Source organism: Ruania rhizosphaerae (assembly GCF_009805705.1).
Classification (GTDB): Bacteria; Actinomycetota; Actinomycetes; order Actinomycetales; family Beutenbergiaceae; genus Ruania; species Ruania rhizosphaerae.
This window is the reverse complement of record NZ_VSMB01000020.1, coordinates 30,610-49,347: the sequence shown is the minus strand read 5'-3', so window position 1 is coordinate 49,347 and position 18,738 is coordinate 30,610. Positions and strand designations below refer to the sequence as shown.

The 18,738-nt window shown below is 68.4% G+C and carries 14 protein-coding genes and 1 tRNA gene; 2 read left to right on the top strand and 13 right to left on the bottom strand.

What is annotated here, in order from left to right:
* Nucleotides 1-5: 5 nt before the first annotated feature.
* From FV560_RS19170 to FV560_RS19160, 3 genes are read right to left on the bottom strand one after another with little or no spacing between them, the layout of a single operon-like run.
* Entirely contained in the window at nucleotides 6-830 is an 825-nt protein-coding gene (locus FV560_RS19170) for a carbohydrate ABC transporter permease (RefSeq protein WP_159623444.1), read from the bottom strand.
* Nucleotides 827-1,732 (bottom strand): carbohydrate ABC transporter permease, encoded by a 906-nt coding sequence (locus FV560_RS19165; protein WP_200837816.1) that lies wholly within the window; start codon nucleotides 1,730-1,732, stop codon nucleotides 827-829. The genes FV560_RS19170 and FV560_RS19165 overlap by 4 nt, the downstream gene beginning before the upstream one ends.
* 1 nt (nucleotide 1,733) lies before the next feature.
* Nucleotides 1,734-3,068, bottom strand: coding sequence for an ABC transporter substrate-binding protein (locus tag FV560_RS19160; RefSeq protein WP_159623442.1), 1,335 nt, complete (start codon nucleotides 3,066-3,068; stop codon nucleotides 1,734-1,736).
* A gap of 172 nt (nucleotides 3,069-3,240) precedes the next feature.
* Between FV560_RS19160 and FV560_RS19155 the strand changes: the two genes are divergently transcribed.
* Nucleotides 3,241-4,266: a LacI family DNA-binding transcriptional regulator gene (locus FV560_RS19155; RefSeq protein ID WP_159623440.1), complete on the top strand. Its 1,026-nt coding sequence runs from the start codon at nucleotides 3,241-3,243 to the stop codon at nucleotides 4,264-4,266.
* A 4-nt stretch (nucleotides 4,267-4,270) separates the two neighbouring features.
* Here FV560_RS19155 and FV560_RS19150 read toward each other — a convergent pair whose 3' ends face one another.
* The 5 genes from FV560_RS19150 to FV560_RS19130 form a co-directional block, all read right to left on the bottom strand.
* A complete protein-coding gene (locus FV560_RS19150) occupies nucleotides 4,271-5,284 on the bottom strand; it encodes a hypothetical protein (RefSeq protein ID WP_159623438.1) in 1,014 nt (337 codons plus the stop codon).
* Nucleotides 5,285-5,324: 40 nt separating this feature from the next.
* The gene (locus tag FV560_RS19145) at nucleotides 5,325-8,225 is read right to left on the bottom strand and encodes an FAD-binding and (Fe-S)-binding domain-containing protein (RefSeq protein ID WP_235020239.1); all 2,901 of its coding nucleotides are present in this window, start codon (nucleotides 8,223-8,225) and stop codon (nucleotides 5,325-5,327) included.
* A gap of 24 nt (nucleotides 8,226-8,249) precedes the next feature.
* The gene (locus FV560_RS19140) at nucleotides 8,250-9,602 is read right to left on the bottom strand and encodes a hypothetical protein (RefSeq protein WP_159623436.1); all 1,353 of its coding nucleotides are present in this window, start codon (nucleotides 9,600-9,602) and stop codon (nucleotides 8,250-8,252) included.
* Nucleotides 9,603-9,689: 87 nt separating this feature from the next.
* Entirely contained in the window at nucleotides 9,690-10,184 is a 495-nt protein-coding gene (locus tag FV560_RS19135; RefSeq protein ID WP_159623434.1) for an RNA polymerase sigma factor, read from the bottom strand.
* A gap of 97 nt (nucleotides 10,185-10,281) precedes the next feature.
* The gene (locus FV560_RS19130; protein WP_159623432.1) at nucleotides 10,282-11,478 is read right to left on the bottom strand and encodes an NAD(P)/FAD-dependent oxidoreductase; all 1,197 of its coding nucleotides are present in this window, start codon (nucleotides 11,476-11,478) and stop codon (nucleotides 10,282-10,284) included.
* A 175-nt stretch (nucleotides 11,479-11,653) separates the two neighbouring features.
* Between FV560_RS19130 and FV560_RS19125 the strand changes: the two genes are divergently transcribed.
* Nucleotides 11,654-14,032, top strand: a complete 2,379-nt coding sequence (locus FV560_RS19125) for a phosphoketolase family protein (RefSeq protein WP_159623430.1) — start codon at nucleotides 11,654-11,656, stop codon at nucleotides 14,030-14,032.
* 127 nt (nucleotides 14,033-14,159) lie between these two features.
* Here FV560_RS19125 and FV560_RS19120 read toward each other — a convergent pair whose 3' ends face one another.
* From FV560_RS19120 to tmk, 5 genes are all read right to left on the bottom strand, one after another.
* Nucleotides 14,160-14,753, bottom strand: coding sequence for a hypothetical protein (locus tag FV560_RS19120; RefSeq protein WP_159623428.1), 594 nt, complete (start codon nucleotides 14,751-14,753; stop codon nucleotides 14,160-14,162).
* A 500-nt stretch (nucleotides 14,754-15,253) separates the two neighbouring features.
* Nucleotides 15,254-15,326 (bottom strand) — tRNA-Thr (locus FV560_RS19115).
* A 108-nt stretch (nucleotides 15,327-15,434) separates the two neighbouring features.
* The gene (locus tag FV560_RS19110; protein WP_159623426.1) at nucleotides 15,435-16,937 is read right to left on the bottom strand and encodes an alpha/beta hydrolase; all 1,503 of its coding nucleotides are present in this window, start codon (nucleotides 16,935-16,937) and stop codon (nucleotides 15,435-15,437) included.
* A gap of 38 nt (nucleotides 16,938-16,975) precedes the next feature.
* Nucleotides 16,976-18,112, bottom strand: coding sequence for a DNA polymerase III subunit delta' (locus FV560_RS19105; RefSeq protein WP_159623424.1), 1,137 nt, complete (start codon nucleotides 18,110-18,112; stop codon nucleotides 16,976-16,978).
* A complete protein-coding gene (gene tmk / locus FV560_RS19100) occupies nucleotides 18,109-18,732 on the bottom strand; it encodes a dTMP kinase (protein WP_159623422.1) in 624 nt (207 codons plus the stop codon). The genes FV560_RS19105 and tmk overlap by 4 nt, the downstream gene beginning before the upstream one ends.
* Nucleotides 18,733-18,738: the final 6 nt, after the last annotated feature.

Below are 18,738 nucleotides of genomic sequence, written 5' to 3'. Positions count from 1 at the left end.
CCCCACTACTTGCCGAAGCCGGCGGTCAAACCACTGACCAGCTGCCGGCGTCCGATCACGTAGGCGGCCAGGATCGGGAGGACCGAGAGTGTGACGGCCGCAAGCACGGCGGGGACGTTCGTCGAGAACTCCCCCTGATACGACCACAGGGACAGTGGCAGCACCCGCACCCCGGAACTTTGCGTGAGAACCAGCGGGAACAGGAACCCGTTCCACACCTGAAGTGCCTGATAGATGCCCACAGTCATCAGCGCTGGACGGGAGAGCGGCAGCACCAACGTGGGCAGGATCCGCCACTCCCCCGCGCCGTCGACACGCATCGACTCGAACAGCTCACCGGGAATGTCACGGACGAAGTTGCTGATGATCAGTACGCTGATCGGCACGCCGAAGGCGATGCTGGGCAGGATCAGCGCCCACAACGTGTCATAGAGCCCGATCTGCACGATCAGGTAGTAGACGGGGATGATCGTTGCCTGGAGCGGAATCGCGATGCCGAGCAGGATCAGCTCCAGGGTCCGCTTCGCCAGGCGAGTGGCCGACCGGACCACGTAGTAGGAGGCCATCAAGGAGACCGCGAGGATGACGGCAACGGCGCCCACAGTGACCAGCACACTATTGGTCAGGTATCGGACGAACTCGTTCTCGAGCACGATCTGATAGGCGTCGAGGGTGGGGTTGCCAGGCAGCGAGAGAGGATTCTCGTCGTAGTAGTCCTGCTGCGGGCGCAGGCTGGTCACAACGATGTAGTAGATCGGTACGATCACGACGAGTAGCCAGAGCCATCCGGCGAGGCCGCCCAGGACGTTCGGACGCTTCTGCTCTTTCACAGGCCCTCCTGCTGACTTTCCATCTTGCTGGCACCGGAAAGCCGGTTGAGCATCAGGCCCAGCGCCAGCCCGACGACGACGAGGATCACGGCGACGGCGCTCGCCTGGCCCATGTCGTAGCTGCGGAATCCGTTGAGATACATGTCCAGCGGGAGGATGCGCGTAGCACCACCGGGGCCTCCTCCGGTGAGCACGAAGATCAGGTCGAAATAGGTCAGGGAGCCGACCAGCATCAACGTGGAGGAGGTGATGATCGTGTACCGCAGCTGTGGCAGGGTGATGTGGGCGAATTGGGCGAGCCGCCCGGCGCCGTCGAGGGTGGCTGCCTCATACAGTGCGGCGGGAATCTGGCGCACCCCGGCCTGGTAGAGCAGCGAGTGGAGTGGCACGAAGCACCACGCCACCACGAAGACCACGACGAACAGCGCCAGGTCCGGATTGCCGAGCCAGTTCTGCCCCAGCAGGTCGGAATTGAACGCCCGGGACAGCCCGAAGTTCGGGTCCAGCAGTGACTGAAAGGTGATGCCGACGGCCGCCGCCGAGAAGATGAGGGGAAGGAAGTACAGGACCGACAGCAGCGCGCGGTAGCGCTGACTCCCCGCCATGAACACGCCCAGCAGCAGAGCGACCGGCGCCTGAAAGAGATACGAGACAGTGGTGAAGACGAACGTAAGCCACATGGCGCGCCGCGTCACCGGGTCCGCGAGCGTCTGCTCCCACTTCGCCAGTCCTGCCCACTGGGGCGAGGCCAGGCCGTCCCACTCCATGAAGGACAGGACCACCACACCCCCGAGCGGGACCAGTGCGAACACGGCGAAGAAGACGAGCGCCGGGACTGCCATCACGAATGGTGGACCGGCGGTACGCCCGCTGACCTCCGATCGCTGAGTCGCACGCGCCATGTCAGAGCGTGGCGTTCATGTTGTCGACGAACTGCTCCGGCGTGATCTGCATGAGGAACACCTGGCTCAGGTTGGTCAGCAGCTCCTGTGCAGGGCCCGGTGCAAGCGCCTGGTCCCAGGAGAGCTGGAAGTGCGGTGCGGCGCTGGCCAGGTCGTAGGAGTAGCTGAGGAACTCGCCGTTCTCGCTCTCCGCGAGCCGATCAGCGATGCCCTGGACCGGTGGCACCGCGCCGGCGGCGATCATCTCCTCGATCTGCGTGTCGTCATAGAGGCGCTCACCGATCCACCCGAGTGCGGCATTCTGCTCGCGCTCGGATGCCGCGGCCGAGACGGAGAAGACATTGGCCGGGTTCCCGACGATATTGCCCGCATCGCCTTCGCCGCCATCGACCGTCGGGAACGTGGTCCAGCCCAGCGATGTCTCGGTGAACTCGGGAGCATCGTTGCGGAACGTGGCGTAGGCGGAGCTGAGCCAGAGCACCATGGCAGCACGTCCGGTGTGAACGAGCGCGAGGTCAGCGTTCTGATCTGCGGCAACGGAGGCATAGTTGTCACCGAATGCGCCCGCCTCGACCAGTTCCTGGATGCGCGTGGTGGCTGCCATGAAGGCTGGGTGGGACCAGGCGTCGGGTTCGCCGTCGAGGACGGCTTGGAATGCCTCAGGCCCGCCGATGCGGTCGGTGAGGTACTGAATCCACTTGAGCTCGGGCCAGACGCTCGCGCCTGCCAGCGCGAACGGGAGCACGTCATGCCGCTGGAACTCGTCGCTGACCGCGAGCATGTCCTCATACGTCTCGGGTACCTCGAGCCCGTGTTCGGCGAACAGGTCACGGTTGTAGAACAGGACCACCGGCTGCACATCGTTGACCGGAACGGCGTACGTGGTGCCGTTCACCTGCCCGTTCAGCGCGACCGACGGCAGGAGCCGCTCCTCGAGATCCCCCGTCGCACCGGAGAGGTCGATGATCTGGTCGTTGTTGGCATAGTCGGCGAGGGTGCCCCCACCCCAGCTGAGCACGAGCGTCGGAGCTTGACCGGCGCCGACGGCCGTGCGGATCCGCTCCTTGTAGGCATCGTTCTCGAACTCCTCGACCGAGATCGCCTGATCCGGGTTCTCCTCGTTCCACCGGCTCACGGAGTCGCTGATCACCGGCCACATCCCGCCGGTGAGGATCCACACGTTCGCCGAGCCGGCCCCGTCGGGATCTTCACCCGGTTGCGTGCCCCCTTCGCATGCAGTCAGGCCGAGGGTGAGGGCCGAGGCAGCAGAGATCCCCAGGAAACTTCGCCGGGACGCCGTCCCCTCGCAGATCTTCCCAATGTCGATGTGAGACATCATCAGACTCCTTCGTCTTCGCGAGCAGTTGCACGCCGAATGCATTTCGAAACTATCGGTTTTCTTGTCGATAGTACGGAGAGGCTAAGAGACCCGATCGCCGACGTCAAGCCCGCTACGAACACAGAGGGGTGGTAGCGTCTCTCCGATAGTTGCGGACGGAGAGGTAGTGATGGTCGGCACAGAGCGAACCTCATCGACGATCTCGTCGATCGCGGCAGAAGCCGGTGTCTCGGTGCCGACCGTCTCCAAGGTGCTCAACGGCCGCTCCGACGTGGCACCTGCGACGCGCGCTCGCGTGGAGGACATCGTTGCCAAGCACGGGTACCGCCGACGCAACCGCGGCCCCGTCCGCACCGGTCCCCCCATCATCGACCTGGTCTTTCACGAGATGACCAACGAATGGTCGATGGAGATCATCCGAGCTGTGGAGAAGACCGCCGGGGCTGCTGGAGCGGGCATGGTTCTCTCCGAACTGGGCGGACGACATCGGCCCGCTGAAGAGTGGCTCGACTATGTGCTCGCCCGCCGTCCCCTCGGGGTCATCCTCGTGCTCGCCCGCCTGACCGACGCCCAGCACGACCAACTCACCTCCCGCGGGATCCCCTCGGTCGTCGTGGACACCGACGGCGAGCCCCGCCCCGGGATCCCGGCGGTCGGATCCACGAACTGGGATGGCGGATTAGCAGCGACACGGCACCTGATCGAACTCGGGCACCGACGCATCGCCGTGATCTCCGGACCGCCGGACGTGCTGTGCTCACGCGCCCGGGTGGACGGGTTCCGCAGTGCGCACGACCAGGCGGGCATCGCCTACGACCCGTCGATGATCCGGTGGGGAGACTTCTACATTCCCGGCGGTGAGCGCCACGCCCGCGAGCTTCTCAGCCGGCCCGACCGCCCGACCGCCATCTTCGCCGGGTCCGACATGCAGGCGGTGGGACTGATCCATGCTGCCCGAGAGCTGGGCCTACGCATCCCCGAAGATCTCTCCGTGGTCGGCTACGACGACCTGCCGATCGCGTCCTGGTACTCCCCCACGCTCACGACAGTGCACCAGCCGCTCCGGCAGATGGCCGCGACCGCGACGCAGATGGTGCTCACACTCGCCCGTGGGGAGCAACCGTCGGCACTGCGGGTGGATCTGGCCACCGAGCTCGTCGTCCGGGAGAGCACGGCACCCCCGCCGTCCCTCTGAACACTCAGTGGCGTCGACGCCGCGAGCGCGTCTCGACCGCCGGCTCTTCCTCCGCTGCCCGCGCGGCCTCGTCGCGCGCGTCTGCCATGGGGAACCCGGCGATCTGCCACAACGACCAGGCACGGGCCGGGTCGCCGCCGATGCGCGCCGCCGCGCTCTCCAAGGTGGGGTGAGCCGCACCGTCCACCAGGACGGCTCCGTCCGCCTGCAACGACCCTGTCCGCACCTGACCATCCAGCTGTGCCTCGATACCTATCGGCGCACCCACGAGCGAGGCCACCGCCACCAGCTGCGGGTCGATGCTCGGCTCGTCGCCAGCGTCGTCGGGCACCACCGGTGGGATGACCGCCGTATCCTCGATCGGAGGAGCCTCGTCCCCGGCCACCGCGGGCGGCGCGAGGGCGACGAGTGCACCCGGAGCTGCGCCGTCGGCAAGGAGCGCGAGTTGCTCAGGTTCGTGCACCACGTCGTGGTCGAGCACTCGCACCGTGGGCCGGTGCACGGCCGAGACATCGACGAGCTCTTCGCCGTTCGATCCTTCCCGCGCATCGACCGAGTACACGAGCACCCCGTGCATCACCCGGGTCGCCGCCAGCACCTCCGGATCGACCGCCCCCGCGAGCACGATCAACTGCGGTCCCGGTTGGGCACCTGCGGGGCGCGTCTCCCGGAACGCCGCCCAGGCCCGGCGGAACTCGTCCACCCCGCCGGGGTGCCGGGAGGCGATCGCCAGCCACGAGGAGGCAGCAGTCTCCCCGGCACGAGCCAGAGCCCGCACCAGCCCCACGCCGTCGATCGAGTCGACCACGATGGCGGTGACGGCCTGACCGGCAGGGTCCATCGCCGTCAGCACCGGCTCGGCCTCGTCCGACCAGGAGATCGGCAGCAGGTCCACATCGACGACGTCGAGCAGGTACTGCCGCAACGCCCGTCTCAGCTCAGGAGTCAGTGGCGTGCTCGTTCGTCGGCCGAGCACAGTGGGGACGAGAAGACCGGAATCGAAGGCGAAGGACGGCATGGCGTTGAGGCGACCGTTCTCGATGGATGATAGGCGGGGTTCACGGTTGCTCGCGATCCGCCCTGCCCCCAGGGGTCGTGAGCAACTGGGCCAAGTGTACGCCGCGAACCCCGGCAAGATGCTCGGCCTGGGTCCGGCAGGAGAACCCGTCGGCGAGGAAGACCGCACCGTCGGGGGCCTCTCGCAGCGCGGGAAGCATCGACTGCTCCGCCACGGCCACGGAGACGTCGTAGTGACCGGCCTCCATCCCGAAATTACCGGCGAGGCCACAGCAGGTGGTGAGCGTGGTGACCTCCGCGCCGGCCTGGCGCAGCAGGTCCAGATCGTGGGTGTAGCCCATCACGGCGTGCTGGTGGCAGTGCGGCTGAGCGATCACCGTGGTGCCGGTCAGGTCCGGTGGGGTCCAGCCGGCGGGCCGATGATCACCCGTGAGGAGCTCGGCGAGAGTGAGGGTGTTCTCCGCGAGCAGGCGGGCGCGGGGATCATCCGGGAACAGGTCCGGCAGGTCCGACCGCAGCACTGCAGTGCAGGAGGGCTCGATCCCGACGATGGGGATCCCGGCCTTGGCGTAGGGGGCGAGCACGTCCATCGTCTGGCGCAGCCGCGTGCGGGCACCGTCGAGCTGACCGGTGGAGATCCAGGTCAGGCCGCAGCAGGCGCTCGCCTCCGGCATCCGCACGGTGTAGCCGGCCTGCTCGAGCAGCTCGACCATCGCCCGGCCACCGGCCGTGTCGAGATACGTGGAGAACGAGTCCGCCCACACCAGCACCTCCCGCAACGGTGACTGTTCCACCTGCTGGACCTGCGCCGTCGGGCGCCTGTGCCACCAGCGGCGCAGCGGCTCCTCGGCGAAGGTGACCATGCTGCGCCGGGAATCCATGCCACCGAGGCGCAGGACGAGGCGAGCGATCGGGCGCACCCCGAGGACGGCGTTGGTCACCTTCGCGAGCACTCCCGCGCTGGTGATGGCGCGGGCCCAGCGCGGCAGCCAGCCGAGCGCGTAGTGAGCGACCGGGCGGATCTTTCCGCGGTGGGTGCGGTGCAGCACCTCGGACTTGTACTGCGCCATGTCGATCCCGGTGGGGCAGTCCGAGGAGCACGCCTTGCAGGACAGGCACAGATCGAGGGACTCGTGAACCTCGGGAGCCTCCCAGCCCTGCACCAGGGAGCCGTTGGCCATCTCCTGCAGCACCCGCGCCCGGCCGCGTGTGGAGTCCTTCTCATCCTTGGTGGCCAAGTACGAGGGGCACATGAACGAACTCGGCAGGTCGGCGCGGCACTTGCCCACTCCGGTGCAGCGGTGTACCGCCATGGCCATGTCGCCGCCGTCATGGGAGAAGGAGAAACCCGAACCTGAGAGCATCGGCAAGGCGCGCACGTACGGACGGCGCAGATCGTCGTCCATGGCGCGCGGGCGGACCACGACGCCGGGGTTGAGCACGTCACCGGAGTCGAAGATGGCCTTGACCGCCTCGAAGGCCGCGATCGCCTCCGGGGAGTACATCAACGGCAGCAGCTCGCTGCGCGCCCGGCCGTCACCGTGCTCGCCGGAGAGCGATCCCCCGTGGGAGGCGACCAGCTCGGCGGCCGCGACCATGAACCGGCGGAACACGGCCACACCCTCCGGGCCGTCCTCGGGGTCGAGGGGGAAGTCGATGCGGATGTGGATGCAGCCGTCTCCGAAGTGCCCGTACGGCAACCCCGAGACGCCATGGTCGGCCATGAGTGCCTGGAAGTCGCGCAGGTAGGCCCCGAGCTTCTCGGGCGGGACGGCAGCGTCCTCCCATCCGGGCCAGCCCTGCGCACCGTCGAGGGTGCGGCTGGCCAGGCCGGCGCCGTCGGCGCGGATCTGCCAGAGAGCCGTCGCCTCCGGGCCGGCGGGCACGATCTGTACGGCCTCGGTGCCGGCGTCGGCAGCGATCTCACGAGCCTTGGCGAGGGCTTCGGCCTCGGTCTCGCCGCCCACCTCGATGAGGAGCCAGCCTGCGCCTTCAGGCAGGTCGGGGATGGCGTGGTCACCCTTGTGGCGGCGCACCATCTCCACCAGTTCGGCGTCGAGGCCCTCGACGGCGAGGGGACCGTGGGCGAGCATCGCCGGCACGGCGTCGGCGGCACTGGGCATGTCCGGGTAGCCAGCGGCCAGCAGGACCGGCGCGGCCGGGATGGGCACGAGTCGCACGGTCGCTTCCAGCACGGTGACCAGGGTTCCCTCGCTGCCGACGAGGAACTTCGCGAGGTCGGCCCCGTTCTCGGGAAGCAGGTGCTCGAGCGAGTAACCCGACACCTGCCGGCCGAAGCGGCCGAACTCGGTGCGGATGGTGGCGAGGTTCTCGCGGACGAGTTCCTCCAGGCCGGGAACGGCGCTGAGGTCACCGGCACCCGCAGTGAACCGCCGCCCGGCTCCGTCCACCACGTCGAGGGATATGGTGTTGTCGGCGGTCCGCCCCCAGGCCACGGCGTGCGGTCCGCAGGCGTTGTTGCCGATCATGCCGGCGAGGGTGGCGCGCGACTGCGTGGACGGGTCGGGCCCGAACCGGAGCCCGTATGGTGCGGCAGCCTTCTGCAGGTCCGACATGATGACCCCGGGTTGCACGCGGGCGGTGCGGGCCTCCGGGTCGATCTCGAGCACTTGGTTCAGGTACCGCGAGAAGTCGATGACCACACCGGTACCCACGGAGTTGCCGGCGATCGAGGTTCCGGCGCCACGGGCGGTGATCGGCACCCCGCGCTCCCGGGCCACGCGAAGGGTGGCGAGCACGTCCTCGGTGCTGCGCGGGAACACCACCACCTGCGGGAGGACCCGGTAGTTGGAGGCATCCGTGCTGTACTCGGCGCGGCGGCGCGTGCTGGCGTCCACGTCACCGGAGATCTCCGCACTCAGGGCGGTCACCAGGCCGGCGACGCCCGGATCGGTGGTGGTCTGGATGCTCGCGTTCGACACCTCGCCAGTCTGCCACGGGTGGGCTCAGCCGAGGTCGAGACCGCTCTCGGACACCGCCATCACGGTCCAGGTGCCTGCGTCACCACCCGCATCGCTACCGGTGAGGGTGTAGGTGGGCACGAGCAACACGTGGCCGGCGTCGGTGTACAGGGTCTGCAGCCCGAGCTCGGCACCGGTGATGGTGACCTGCCGGACCGGCCACGGGATGGACGCTCCCGGTTCGATGGACTCGGGCTCGGAGGCGGGCGGCGGACCCTCGGCCGCGGAGTCCTCGAGCGCATAGGGCATCACGTCGCTGCTCGACCCACCGAACCGGGGGTCCATGAGCCGCTCCACGGCCTCCTGTGCGGAGATGACGTCGTAGCTTCCCAGGTCATACGGAGTGGCCAGCGATCCCCACACGTGGGTGACGCCGTCGGGGGTCACCCCACCACCGAGGGTGACGCCGGTCGTCTCGCCCTCGACGAGCAGGTCGGCGTTCACGTAGGCGACCGGGCCCTCCGTACCCCGGTCGGCGGTGACGGCGTAGTCGGCCGGGTCCACACCGAGGGAGGTGAGCAGTTCGGCGAATATCGCCTCGGCCTCCTCGGCGGTGGGTGCCTCACCCTGCGGATCAGCGCATCCCGGTGAGGCAGGCTCACTGCCGCCCTCCTCGGTGCCCGGGGCGTCGTCAACATCATCAGCGTCGTCGCGCACGGTGGCCTCACCGCACTGCCACGGATCGCGGGCCGGGTCGGAGTACTCGACCGTGCCGTCGGCGTGGAGCCGCAGCACAGGCTCGCCGGTGTTGTAGGAACCGATGCTCCAGGCGCCGTCCTGCTCGACCGGCTCGGGCTCGAGTCCGAGCGCGTCGGCGATCTGGCGGGCGCGTTCGGCGGTCGCCACGCCGGAGGCATCCAGGCCGTACACGGGCGCTGAGCCCGCTTCGGTGCTCAGCCCCGACGCGGTGAACACCGTGCGCGGGGAGTACGGGCCGATGGACAGTTCGCTGGCGCCGTCGGCCTCCTCCGACGATCCGGGGCCCGGTGCCGCCATGTCGGAGGTCGCGGAGTCCTGCTCCGCCATCTCCGATCCCGAGTCGTCTCCCGCGGCCGCCTCCTGCGCGGCTGTGTCAGCGCCTCCTGCGCCGGTGGCACCGAGCGAGTATCCGCCGACGCCGATGAGGAGCGCCACAGCGGCTGCGGCCGCGTACTGGGGCCACCTCCGGCGACGGCGCGCGGCCAGCTGATCTGCCGGTGCCTCGCCGACAGAGTGGTCACCCGCCAGCCGGGCATCGACGGCCGCGCGTACGCGGGCGCGGTCCACAGCCGGCGCTTCGGCGGCGGGGTCGCTGGCGCGAAGCCGGTCGAGCGGTTCCTCGCGGTCGTGATCAGTCATCGGATCTCCCGGTCTCGGGGTGGTCGTTACCGTGCCTGTGTGGTGACCAGGTCAGACGTTGCAGATGCTGCGCATCGTGGGCGGACATCACGCCCCAACGCGTTCCTGCCACACCTCCCGTAAGCGAGACCGGGCACGGGAGAGAGCGGCCGCCGCTCCACCACGGCTGATGCCGAGGGCGTGACCCAGCGCGACGCCGTCCAAGCCCTCCCATGCATGCAGCAGCAGAACGTGACGGTCCTTGGCGCTCAACGCCGTCAGGATCTCCGTGAGCTCGACATCCGCCAGGGCGAGGTCGGCGGGGTCGGAGGGGGCGCCGTCGTGATCCTCGGGGACCTCAGCCACGGGGACAGGGCGGTGCTTGCGCCGGTGGTTGGCGAGGATGAAACCCGCGGTGCGGTAGAGCCACGGGAGTTCGTGCCCGGCCGGCACGTCGTCCCGACGGCGCCAGGCGGTGGCGAAGACGTCGGCGCAGAGGTCCTCGGCGTCGGTGCCGGCGCCCCGTCGCAGCAGGAAGCGGTGGACCGCGTCGACGTGGGCGGTGAACTGGTCCTCGAACCACGTCTCGTCATTGCTCGTCATCGACCTCTCCTGGTGCCGGCACGCCACTGTCAGAGGTTCTGTGTCACCAGCGAGCCCATCGTTGCACGCAGCCGGAAAGTCCGGCCGCGCCGGGAGATCACAGCTCGGTGAGCGGGATCGACTCGTCGACCAGGCGGGCCGGGGCGATCGAGCGACCGAGCAGCGCCCGCAGATCGTCCGAGACGTCCCAGATGTTGACGTTCATGGCCGCGGTGAGTGCGCCGTCGCGAGTCCAGAACGCGAGGAACTCCCCCGATTCCGGGGCACCACGCAGCACCACCTCGTCATCGGGAGCACTGTGGCCGACGTACTCCATCCCGAGGTCGTACTGGTCGGTGAAGAAGTAGGGAGCCCAGTCATAGCGGGCGCCGGAGCCGGTGAGCACCTCGGCGAGGAGGGCCCCCTGACGCTTGGCGTTGTCCCAGTGCTCCACCCGGAGCGTGGTGCCCATGGCGGCATTCCTGGCGGCGGCCACGTCGCCGATCGCGTAGACGTGCCCAGCCGCTCGCAGCTGCTCGTCCACGACGACACCGTTCTCGACCTTCAGTCCCGCCGCCTGAGCCAGCTCGACGTTCGGGGTGGCGCCGACACCGAGCACCACCAGGTCTGCCGGGATCGTCTGCCCGTCGACGTCGACGCCGGCGACGGTCTCCTCTCCTTCGATGGCGTGAACGGTGGCTCCTGTGCGCAGATCGACACCGTGATCGCGGTGCAGCTGGGCGAAGTGGGCGCCGAGCTCAGGGCCGAGTGCGGCTCGCAGCGGGACGTCGGCGGACTCCAGGAGGGTCACGGAGGCGCCAGCTGTCCGGGCGGCTGCGGCGACCTCGAGGCCGATCCATCCGGCCCCGACGATCACCACCGACCGATCCGGCGTGAATGCCGCACGCAGCGCCGCCGATTCGGGGATGCGCCGCAAGGTGAGCACACCGGGAAGGTCGACACCCGGGATCGTGGGCCGGCGCGCCGCCGCACCGGTGGCGAGGACGACGTCGTCGTAGTCGAGCATCTCGCCGGAGGTGAGCCGGACCGTGCGGGCCGTCGTGTCGAGGGATACGGCGGCGTCGTCGAGGATCGTGCGCACCTCGTGCTCGGCGTACCAGTCGGCGTCGTGCACGTAGAGCGAGTCCACCGGATCGTCGCCGAGGAGGACGCCCTTCGACAGCCCGGGGCGTTCGTAGGGCAGCTCTCCTTCATCGCCGACGATGGTCAGCGGCCGGGTGTCACCAGCCTCCCGCAATGCTGTGACGGCGGTGGCGGTGGCGAGTCCTGCTCCGATGAACACCAGTCCGGGCATCGCGACGCTCCTCTTCGTGACGAGTCGGATCCTGTGCGTCACTGTGCCGCATGCTCCGGCGACTCGCCATCCGGCCGGCCCCCCGAGAGGCAGACACCGGCCGCGTGGGTTTGGATAGGAGTGGACGTGTCCACGTCGGCTGCGGCCGGCAGTTCTCGAAGGAGGACGCAGGCAGATGAGCACGAACATGGGCCCAGACAACGCCAGGCTGCGACAGGTCGACCGGTGGTGGCGCGCAGCGAACTACCTCTCCCTGGGCCAGATCTACCTGCTCGACAACCCACTGCTGCGGCGGCCGCTGGCACCGGAGCACATCAAACCGCGGCTCCTGGGCCACTGGGGCACCACGCCGGGTCTGAATTTCCTCTACGCACACCTGAACCGGGTGATCGGTGAGCGGCAGCAGCCGGCGCTGTACATCACCGGCCCTGGTCATGGCGGCCCGGGGATGGTGGCGAACGCCTATCTGGATGGCACCTACTCGCAGATCTACTCCCACATCACCGGTGACGAGGACGGTCTGCGCCGGTTGATGCGCCAGTTCTCCTTCCCCGGCGGTATCCCCAGCCATGCGGCGCCCGAGACCCCGGGGTCGATCCACGAGGGCGGGGAACTCGGGTACGCCCTCTCGCACGCCTACGGCGCCGCGTTCGACAACCCGGACCTGCTCGTGGCGGCCGTGATCGGTGATGGGGAGGCCGAGACCGGTGCGCTCGCGACCAGCTGGCACTCCAACAAGTTCCTCAACCCGCACACTGACGGCGTCGTGCTGCCGATCCTTCACCTCAACGGCTACAAGATCGCCAACCCGACGGTGCTCGCCCGGATCCCGGAGGAGGAGCTGACGGCGCTGTTGCGCGGATACGGGCACACCCCGTATGTGTTCACCGGCGGGTTCGACGACGAGGACCCGGAGCGCACTCACGAGCGGTTCGCGGCTCTGCTCGACGAGGTGCTCGACCACATCGCCCGGATCAAGTCCGAGGCGGAGTCCGGCTCCACCGTGCGACCCGCGTGGCCGATGATCGTGCTGCGTACGCCCAAGGGCTGGACCTGCCCGGCCACGATCGACGGGAAGGTCGCCGAGGACTCGTGGCGTTCGCACCAGGTGCCGATCTCCGCGCCTCAGGACAATCCCGAGCACCTGGAGCTGCTGCAGGAGTGGCTGCACTCCTACCGGCCCGAGGACCTGTTCGACGACGACGGCCGGGTAGCCGAGGACATCACCGCGCTCGCTCCACAAGGGTCGATGCGCATGAGCGACACCCCCTACGCCAACGGTGGCCTGCTGCTACGTGACCTGGTGCTGCCGGATGTCGCCGACCACGCCGTGGACGTCCCCGATCCGGGCGCCACACACGGTGCGGCTACCGCCACCCTCGGGGAGTATCTGCGGGAGGTGATCCGCCTCAACCCGGAGACATTCCGCCTCTTCGGGCCGGACGAGGTGGCCTCGAACCGGCTGCAGGCGGTCTACGAGGTGACCGGCAAGCAGTGGAACGCCGAGTATCTGCGCCCGGAGGTGGACGATCACCTCGCTCGCGCCGGGCGGGTGATGGAGATGCTCTCCGAGCACCAGTGCCAGGGATGGCTCGAGGGCTACCTGCTCACCGGCCGGCACGGCATCTTCACCAGCTACGAAGCATTCGTGCACATCGTGGACTCGATGTTCAACCAGCACGCCAAGTGGCTGGAGACCACGAACCAGATCCCGTGGCGGCGACCGATCGCGAGCCTGAACTACCTGCTCTCCAGCCACGTGTGGCGTCAGGACCACAACGGCTTCACCCATCAGGATCCGGGCTTCCTCGACGTCGTGATGAACAAGAAGGCCGAGCTCGTGCGGGTGTACCTGCCACCGGATGCGAACACCCTGTTGTGCACCTACGACCATTGCTTGCGTTCGCGGCAGCTCGTGAACGTCGTCGTGGCCGGCAAGCAGCCCGGGCCGCAGTTCCTGCCGTTGGAGGAGGCACAGGCGCACTGTGCGCGCGGGCTGGGCATCTGGGAATGGGCCGGTACCGAGGTCGCCGGGGCAGGTCCGGACGTGGTGCTGGCCTGCGCCGGGGACGTGCCGACGCTGGAGACACTCGCCGCGGCCGACCTGTTGCGCCAGCACCTGCCCGAGCTCCGGGTGCGGGTGGTGAACGTGGTGGACCTGATGCGGCTGCAGGACGCCGCGGAGCATCCCCACGGCTTGACCGATCGCGAGTTCGACCAGGTGTTCACCACTGATGCGCCGGTCATCTTCGCCTTCCACGGCTACCCCTGGCTCATCCACCGGCTCACCTACCGCCGGACCGGGCATCCGAACATCCACGTGCGCGGCTACAAGGAGGAGGGCACCACCACCACGCCTTTCGACATGGTGATGCTCAACGACCTCGACCGGTACCACCTGGTGATGGACGTGATCGACCGGGTGCCCTCGCTCGGTGCGCGAGCGGCGGGGCTGCGTCAGCAGATGGCGGACGCGCGGCTACGGGCACGCCAGTACACCCGCGATCATGGGCAGGACATCCCGGAGGTGGCGGACTGGGTGTGGCCGGGCTGACGCACCGGATGCTTATGGTGCCGGATTGACGCGCCAGATACGTCGGGAGCACACCCCAAGTGCTCCCGGCCCTGTGGGGAATTCACGACCAAAGAGACCAATGCCGTCGTCTGGCGCTCTCGTGCTGCTACCGCCCCTTGAGGACCATCACGCTCGTCATGAACTCCTTGCCCTCCATGCCCCGTGGCGGGTCGCAGAGGCCGAGTCGCCGGAACCCGTAGGGCTCGTACAGGTGCTCGAACACGCCGGTCTGAGAGTCCACAAGCACATACCTCCCGCCGACATGCTGCCTGGCCGCCCCAATTGCCGCCATGGCCTCTTCGAGAAGAAGCCGGCCGGGAAGGTCAGCCGACCCATAGTCGTCAGACCGGGCCAACTCCGCGATGAGGTACGCGCCTGTTCGGTCTTGCGAGTAGTTGCCCATCAACCTTTTGCGGAGTGAGCTGCTCGCCTGGCTGAAGTCAACCGACGTCTGCCCGACGCTGAAGATCGCTGGCACGTCGATCTCATGGGCGGTAGAGGGCGTCAGCAGGACATAGGTCCGCGAGTGCCCGTGCTTCTCGTAACCGCGATATCCGCCCTGGGCGAACCGCTCCAAGTGCTCAGATCGGCTGCACGGGAAGGTGCTGAGCCTTCTCTCCACATGGGCGAGCAGGTCAGGGTAAGCCTTCAAATCCTCCAGCGACGCGACGTCATAGGGGATCGGCTCAGCTGAAGTCAACGTTCCTTGCTGGGCGTCGAACTCCGCTTCACAGCATCACTCAATGCTCCGAGACGAGCAGAGTCGGCGCGACGCGAAACGAAACCCTCCGACGGCACTCGAGATGGGTGCTCGGCAAGACGGGCGAGCGTTGAGGCTCCCTCGTTGGAGACTACGTAGTTGCTGCCCAGCGTTGCGGACGCCATCCCATCCTCCCCGATTGCGATGTCATGCGTTGCTTGATGTAGAGCAGCGTAACGCAGCGTGAAGCTACCGGTGTGCTACTGAGTTTGCGAGTTGCCTCACCCTCCACCCCTACATAGCATCCCGCCCAGCCGACCCGGCGTGCTCGTGCGGATCCTCGACGACCGAAGCAGGACCATCGGGGTGTGGGTTGGGGTCGAGGATGTGGAGCGGATCGAAAGTGGCTAACGAACGGCGATCGTGAGGCCGGGTTGGACCCGAGACGCAGATCGGCCCGGTTCCGACGAATCGTTGGAACCGGGCCGACTGTGCTCCTGAGCCGCCTATCGGAATCGAACCGATGACCTATTCATTACGAGTGAATCGCTCTGCCGACTGAGCTAAGGCGGCGCGCTCATCAGTGATGAGGCGGCACCCACTGTACCGGGCGCCGTCGGGCTGCACCAAAACGAGAGCCCTCCTGTGGTGGGCTTCACGTTCATTCCCGACGGCGCAGCTTCAGCAGGCGAGGCCGTCTTCCGGCACGAGGCCCTCCAGCAGGAAGGCCTCGACGGCCTCGTCCACGCACGCGCTGCCCGCGCCATAGGCGGTGTGACCGTCACCGTCGTAGCCGATGAAGACGCCTGACTCGAGCTGCTCGGCGAGCGCCTCGGCCCACTCGTACGGTGTGGCCGGATCGCGGGTGGTGCCGATGACGACGATCGGCGGTGTACCGGGGGCGGCGATCTCCTCCCGGACGGCGTCGGAGGCGACGGGCATGGTGGCGCACCCGGGCTCCCCGTAGCTGAACGCCTCACCGAACAACTCGGAGAGCTCCTCGTTCGCCTCAGCGTTCGCCGTACTGGTCTGCCGGTCCAGCTCGACCGGGTAGTCGAGGCAGTCGATTGCCCGGAAGGCACCCTGGTCCTCGGGGTAGGTGCCGTCGTCCTCGCGTTCGAGCGCGTAGTCGGAGAGGAACTGCACCTGGGAACCGTCATCGGCGAGCAGCGCGTCGATAGCGCTGGTCAGTGACGGCCAGGACGCCGGGCTGTACATGGTGACGGTGATCGCGTTGAACAGAGACGCGTCGTCGACGGGCCGGTCCGGATCGCTGGTCTCGACTGGGGTGTCGCGTGTCTGCTCGACGAGATCGATCGTCTGCTGCATGGCCTCGTCGACCGTCCCGGAGAACGGGCAGTCGGCACCGGCGAGGCAGTCTTCGAGATAGGAGCGGTAGGCCCGTTCGAAGCCGCGGACCTGGCCCGTGCTGACCTCGGTGAAGTTCAACGAGGGATCGATCGCTCCATCGAGGACGAGCCGGCCGACGTTGTCGCCGAACAGGTCGGCGTAGGTGGCGCCGAGAAGGGTTCCGTAGGAGTAGCCCAGGTAGGTCAGGGTCGACTCGCCCATGACGGCGCGCAACACGTCGAGGTCACGGGCGGCGCTGATGGTGTCGACGTGGCCGATCAGCTCGCCGGTGTTGGCCTCGCATGCGTCGCCATAGTCGGTGAGCGCCTGGACGTAGTCGTCCCACCCCTGGTCGGTCTCGAGGTCGAACTCCAGGGAGTAGTACTCCTCGAGCTCGGCGCTGTCGTAGCAGCGCACCGCAGAGGACTCCCCCACTCCGCGCGGGTCGAAACCGACGATGTCGAAGTTGCGCAGCAGCTCCGAGCCGAAGTAGGAGCTGATGTTCTCGACCATCTCGATGCCGGAGCCGCCGGGACCACCGGGGTTGACGAACAGCGCCCCCTGAGCCGTGTCGGCGGCGCGGAAGGTCTTGACGGCGATCGTGATCGTCTCCCCGTCAGGTTCGTCGTAGTCCATGGGCACTGTCACATCGGCACAGTCGAAGTTGGTCCCGCACTCGGACCAGTCGAGTTCTTGCGTGTAGTACTGCTCCAGTTCGTCCGGGACCGGTGCGCTGGTGGCGGTGGGCTGCACCATCGGCGCTGCACTCGTGCACCCCGTGAGGAGTGCGAGGCCGACAGCGGAGGCAGCGAGGCGTGCGCGGGAGAAGACCACGACGGCAGTCTACGTGTGGGGGATGCGCAGTTCCGCCGTCATCCCTGCGGGCGCAACGCGATCGTGAGGGCCTCGACGGCGAGCAACGGCGCCGCTCCGGCGGCGATGCGGGTGCGCGCGAGTCCCACCGCCTGCATCCGGTGCACGGACTGCTCCGGGGCGGTCGCGCCGGCCATCGCCTGCACCTGCTGGGTCTGAGCTTGATTGATGAGCGGGATGTCGCTGCCCAGCTGGGTGAGGAGCACGTCCCGGTAGAAGGAGAGCAGATCGATCATCGCCCGGTCGAGCAGGTCGATCAGGGAGCGGCGGGCTCGGCGCTTCTGCTCCTCCTCCAGCTGGCGGATCTGTGCACGCAGTGCGGGCGGGATCCGCGCTCCTTCCTCGGCCCCGAGTGTGCGCAGCAGCTCGGCCTTCTCGGCGGCGTCACGTTCGGTGGTCGCAAGCTTGGACTGCTCGGTGGCGTCCTCGACGAGGGTCTGCGCGGCGAGCACCGCGTCCCCGACACCCCTGATGGACGTGGGGACCGCGAGGACCTTCTCCCGGTAGGCGCGGGCATCCGGATGGGTGGCGAGGCGGCGCGCCATCCCGATGTGGCTCTGTGCCGCACGGGCGCAGGTGAGGGCCAACTCGGGGTCGATGCCATCACGCCGCACGAGCAGGTCGGCGACCGCCTCGGCCGGAGGAACCCGCAGGTTCACGGGCCGGCAGCGGGAGCGGATCGTGACGAGCACGTCCATGGGGCTCGGGGCGCACAGGATCCACACGGTCCGCGGCGGCGGCTCCTCGATGGCCTTGAGCAGCACGTTCGCGGTGCGCTCGGTCATGCGGTCGGCATCCTCGACGATGATCACCCGCCAGCGCCCCTGGGAGGGGGAACGCTGGGCGAGCCCGACGAGCTCGCGGGCCTCGGCGATGCTGATCTGGACCTTCTCGGTGGCGAAGACGGTGACATCGGCGTGCGTGCCCGCGAGCGCCGTGCGGACCTCGTGGCCGGTGCCATCGCTGTCGTGAGGGTCTTGCAGGGCGGCGGCGAAGGCGCGCGCAGCCACGGACCTTCCGGAGCCCGGTGGTCCGGTGATGAGCCATGCGTGCGTCATCGCGGCGGGTTCGGATGCTGCGGCAGAGAGCACCTCGACGGCGCGGTCCTGCCCGACGAGCTCGGTCCACACGCTCACGGCATGTCCTCCAGCAGCGTCTGGACCCGGCTGCGGATCTGCTCGGCCACCTCGCCCTTCGGCCGCGAGGAGTCGACCACGAGCCACCGGCCAGGATCGGCGGCGGCGCGGTCGAGGAATGCCTGGCGGGTGCGGCGGTGGAACTCGCTGCCCGCCCGTTCGAGCCGGTCGGGGTGGTCGCCGATTCGTTCAGCCAGGTGCACCGGGTCCAGGTCCAGCAGCACGGTGAGATCGGGAAGCAGAGTCTCGGTGGCCCAGAGGGAGAGTTGCTCGACCTCCTCGGGCGGAAGGGCACGGCCACCCGACTGGTAGGCCACCGAGGAATCGAGGTAGCGGTCGGTGAGAACCACGGCACCGCGTTCCAGGGCGGGCCGGACCAGGGAGGCCACGTGGTACGCACGGTCGGCAGCGAACAGCAGCGCCTCCGTGCGCGGGTCGAGGTCGACCCCGTGCAGCAGCACCTCGCGCAACGTCTTCCCGACGGCGGTCCCTCCCGGTTCGCGGGTACACACCACCTCACGCGCGGTCGTCTCCGCGATCCAGTCGGCGAGCCGGTTCAGCTGGGTGGTCTTGCCGGCGCCGTCGCCGCCTTCGAAAGAGATGAACAGTCCGGGGGTCACGGGTGC